The organism is Streptomyces sp. (genome assembly GCF_036566765.1).
GTDB lineage: Bacteria > Actinomycetota > Actinomycetes > Streptomycetales > Streptomycetaceae > Streptomyces.
In genome coordinates, this window is record NZ_DATCVQ010000181.1 from 1 (window position 1) to 4,000 (window position 4,000).

Genomic DNA, 4,000 nt, shown 5'->3' on the forward strand with positions numbered 1-4,000 from the left:
CGAGGCCGTCGCCGGGCGGCTCGGCGTCCCGCTCTCCGAAGCGGCCCGAGCAGGTCCAGACCGCGTGCCTTCATCCCTGAAGGGAGCTGGCCCGGATACCCCGACCTCAGGGTCCGGCTGCCTCCAGGTCCGCATCGGACCTGGAGGCGCGGCACACGTCGCGCGTGGTGCTGACTATGGCACCGGGGTGTAGTGGACGACGGTGGTCTCGCAGCTCTCGGCGTACACGCCGAGCGCGTCGGCCTCGGCCTGGTCCGTGGACAGACCGCAGCGGAGCCTGGTCAGCAAGTGGCGCATTGAGCAGCGCATTGCCGCTCTAGGCCTGCCCACGACGATCCTGCGGCCCGTGTCCTTCATGGAGAACTTCGCCGGCGGATACGTGCTGCGGAACGGGAATCTGTCCACCGGGCTCGCGCCGGAGGTCCCGCAGCAGTTCATGGTCGTCGACGATGTCGGTGCCGTGGCCGCGCTGGCGTTCTCCCGGCCGAAGGAGTGGATCGGCCGGGAGGTCTCCCTGGCGGGGGACGAACTGACGCCGGTTGAGATCGCCGCTGCCATCGGGAAGGCGCTCGGCATACCGCTGCCCTACGTTCAGGTCCCGATCGACGCGATCCGGGCCCTGAGCGAGGACTTCGCCTACGCCAACGAGTGGCTCAACACCCTCGGCTACCGCGCAGCGCACCCTTCAGGAGGCGTTCCCCGGCCGGGTCCAGTACACCCGCAACGCCAGAACTGTTCTCGGAGACGACGGCCTGTTGGCCGTCACGCAGCTGTGTGTGCTCAGCCACGACCCTGCGGACACCGCCGACCTGGCCCGCACCACTGCCGCGGCCGCCCTGCCGAACCGCCGCGGACTGCTGCGCGGACTCGGATACGAGACCCCGGACGCGCTCGACGGCCGGCTGGTCGACGCACTTGTGGCCCACGGTAGTGCCGAGGACATCGCCCACCGAGTCCAAGAGGATTCGACGCCGGAGCCGACCACGTCAGCCTCCACCTCATGACCACCACACCCGACTCCCCGCCCGCACGGCAGTGGGAACAACTCGCCATGCACCTCCCCGCTTGACCGTGCTGCTTGCCGCTGCCCGCCCACCAGTGCGTGAGGAGCCACGTCACCACCGCCTACCGGTCGAGGGCTTGTGTCCGTGCCGCCCACGCGGGGAAGCCGCAGGATGTCCGGGGCGATTCCTCAGCCGCGGCGGGGTGCTGTGCCGGTGCTCCCCGCAAGCGACTACATCCTTTGGCCTACTGTGTTTTCGGCCCTGTGAAGGACGATCTAGCGGCACCGCCGCAAGAGGATTGATCGGTGCGAACAACCATCGGATACACCGTCGAAAGCATCGGCTACGTCGTAGGAGCCCAGGGGCTTGTCAGCTTCGCTTCGCAGACCTTCTTCGGCACGGAGTGGGGCTGGATGCACAAGGTCGTCGACCTTCCGTCCATCGCTTACCTCGGCATAGTCGTCGTGGGGCTGGCGCTCGTCGTCGGCGGCGTGAAGACGCGGAAGGCGCCCGAGCGGCAGGAGGTCGCCTGACCGGAGGGCCTTTCAGCCCGCGACTCTCATTTCCGTGTCGTAGCGGTCGAAGCCCGCAGGCCGCCCTCCGCGTGACGCGCGCTTACAGCGGGCGGCCTTGGGGTGGCTCTGCTTCGGGGGCGGTCGCCAACTCGTCATGGACTTTGGTCGACGGGTATGAGTCCTTCGGCCGACGTGCCGCCAACCGCACTCCGTACAGGCTGGCGGTATGACATCAGCACCACTTGCTCGCCGGACCCTGCTTGCGGGCGCCGCAGCCCTGTCCACCGCCTGCGCCGCAGGCAACACGCGTGCCCGTACGACGTCCACCGCAGCGCTGCCGCCGCAAACCGCTGGATCGCTCACCTACAAGGGCGTCAACTTCGATACGGACCGCGAGGTCTGGCGGACTGCGTATGTGCGCCGTGAGATCGCGGCCATCAGGGAGCAGTTGCATGGCAACGCGGTCCTGTTGCTCGGCCACGACCTAGATCGGCTGACGGAGGCCGCGTCGATCGCGGCCTCGCACGGCCTGTTCGTCTGGTTCGAGCCACGACAGTTCGACAAGGACGTGGAGCAGACCCTCGCGTTCCTCGGCGTGGTGGCGCGCGCTGCCGAGCGGCTGCGCACCCGGCATCCCGGCGTGGGCATCGCGGTCGGCACCGAGCTGACCATCTTCATGTCCGGCCTGGTGCCGGGCAAGGACTACAACGAGCGCGGTCAGGCGCTGGGGCGCCCCGAGTCGGCCGGCTACCAGGATCGGTTGAACGCCTTTCTGGACCGGGCGCTGAAGACGGTAAGGCCGCTGTTCAAGGGGCGGGTCACGTACAGCTCGGGGGAGTGGGAGGAGGTCGACTGGCGCGGCTTCGACGTCGTGGGGGTCAATCTGTACCGGAACGAGGGCAACAAGGCGACCTACACCGAGAGGCTTCGTGCCCTGCAACGGCACGGCAAGCCCGTCGTCATCACCGAGTTCGGCTGCTGCACCTTCACGGGTGCCAAGGAGCAGGGCGGGTCGGGCTTCAACGTGGTGGACTGGGAGCGGGAACCTCCGCTGGTCAAGGACGGCTATGTGCGCAACGAACGGGAACAGGCCGACGAGATCGGGGAGTTGATGGACCTCTACGCGGCCGAGCGGGTGCACGGCGCGTTCGTCTACAACTTCATATCCCCCGACTCGCCCCATTCCCCGCAGCGCCGCCACGACCTGGACATCGCCAGCTTCGCGCTGGCCAAGACATTCCCCACCGGGACGCGGCGCGGCTACGCGGAAACCGGGCAGTGGGAGCCCAAGCAGTCCTTCCACACGGTGGCGAGCCGGTTCCGGTGACACCTGCCGCCCACCGGGACCACTGGGTGCACCGGACCGTGCGGCAGCTCGCGACAGCGGCAGAGCAAGCACCTCCGCGGCAGTGCGCCGACTGCGGCCAAGTGCGGCGTCATGCCGGGCTCGGGCTGTGTTCGGCCTGTTGGCAGAAGCACCCCGACTGCTCCTTCGTCGCGGCCGGGAATCTGGCCTCGCGGCTCGCCGAGCTCGTGCCCTGGCGAGCGACTTCGCCGGCCGTCCCGCCGAACGGCACTTTGTGGGCCGCGCCTCCAAGGAGCCGAGCCGGACGACGCCTTGACGTGCGGCTCGGCGTGCACCGACCGGTGAGCGGTCCCTCCCAGCCGTGGACGTCCCCCGGCCTCATCCGTGCGCCGATGTCTGCGCCTCACACCCGGAAGCCGAAGCCGCTGAGCTGAGGTTCTCCACCGGTCCGGGTGAGCCGGCAGCGTGGTCCGGGTGGTGATCGATCCGGCTGGCTGGTGGATGGTGGCGACCGGGTCGTGGTGCCTCCGTGCTGCGGACGACCGCGACGGTTGCGGGCATCCCGATCCGGAACGGCGGTCCGTTCGAGTCCAAGCTCCGACCAGATTGTGACAACGCGAGGCCCGGACTGCGCAGGCTCAGGGCCCGCCCGGTCCTGGGCGGTCCGAGGGTCGCCATGGTGGGGGCCACGGAACGTCGTGGGTCGGCTGTGTCCCCTGGACGCCAAGGTCGAGGCGCGCAGCCTTGAGGAAGTCCTTGCGCGCCTCCCGGAACTCGAGGAATGCCTCAGCCCACGTCGCGACGCCTGTGGTCGGTATGCCGCGTGCCAGCCATTCGAGGTGCCAGAGAGCATGGTTCAACTTGACCGCGGCCGTGTTGGCGTCGACGTCACCGAGGAGCCAGATGGTCTCTGCGAGCGCCGATCGGTGCGCCTCTGCTGCTGCCAGCTCCTCGAGTATCGCGTCGGTCGGCTCCAGCGGCGCCGACCCCGTGGTGACGCCGCGAGCGATGGCCAGTCGTTTGTACCGGTTACTGAGTTCCTTGACGGCGTGGGCGTATTCCGCATAGGCGTTGAGACGTCGCTCATCCCAGCGGACGGATTGCTGGCGCCGCCACTTCGTACGCTCGTTCACTGCCGAAACCATCAGGGACACTGCCGCGCCGATGGCGACACC

4 protein-coding genes and 1 pseudogene are annotated in these 4,000 nt (G+C 68.8%); 4 read left to right on the forward strand and 1 reads right to left on the reverse strand.

Going from position 1 to position 4,000, the window contains the following annotated elements:
- Window positions 1–256 precede the first annotated feature (256 nt).
- From VIU94_RS44645 to VIU94_RS10085, 4 genes and pseudogenes are all read left to right on the forward strand, one after another.
- Window positions 257–601 (forward strand): annotated as a pseudogene (locus VIU94_RS44645) (NmrA family NAD(P)-binding protein); the annotation flags it as partial.
- Window positions 602–755: 154 nt separating this feature from the next.
- Entirely contained in the window at window positions 756–1,004 is a 249-nt protein-coding gene (locus VIU94_RS10075) for a hypothetical protein (protein ID WP_331909821.1), read from the forward strand.
- A gap of 305 nt (window positions 1,005–1,309) precedes the next feature.
- Entirely contained in the window at window positions 1,310–1,537 is a 228-nt protein-coding gene (locus VIU94_RS10080) for a hypothetical protein (protein ID WP_331909823.1), read from the forward strand.
- Window positions 1,538–1,745: 208 nt separating this feature from the next.
- Window positions 1,746–2,846 carry a glycoside hydrolase family 113 protein gene (locus VIU94_RS10085; RefSeq protein ID WP_331909825.1) on the forward strand — a complete coding sequence of 367 codons (1,101 nt, stop codon included), beginning with the start codon at window positions 1,746–1,748 and terminating at the stop codon, window positions 2,844–2,846.
- 617 nt (window positions 2,847–3,463) lie between these two features.
- Here the strand turns inward: VIU94_RS10085 and VIU94_RS10090 are convergent.
- A partial coding sequence (locus VIU94_RS10090; RefSeq protein ID WP_331909827.1) for a hypothetical protein occupies window positions 3,464–4,000 on the reverse strand: 537 nt, incomplete at its 5' end.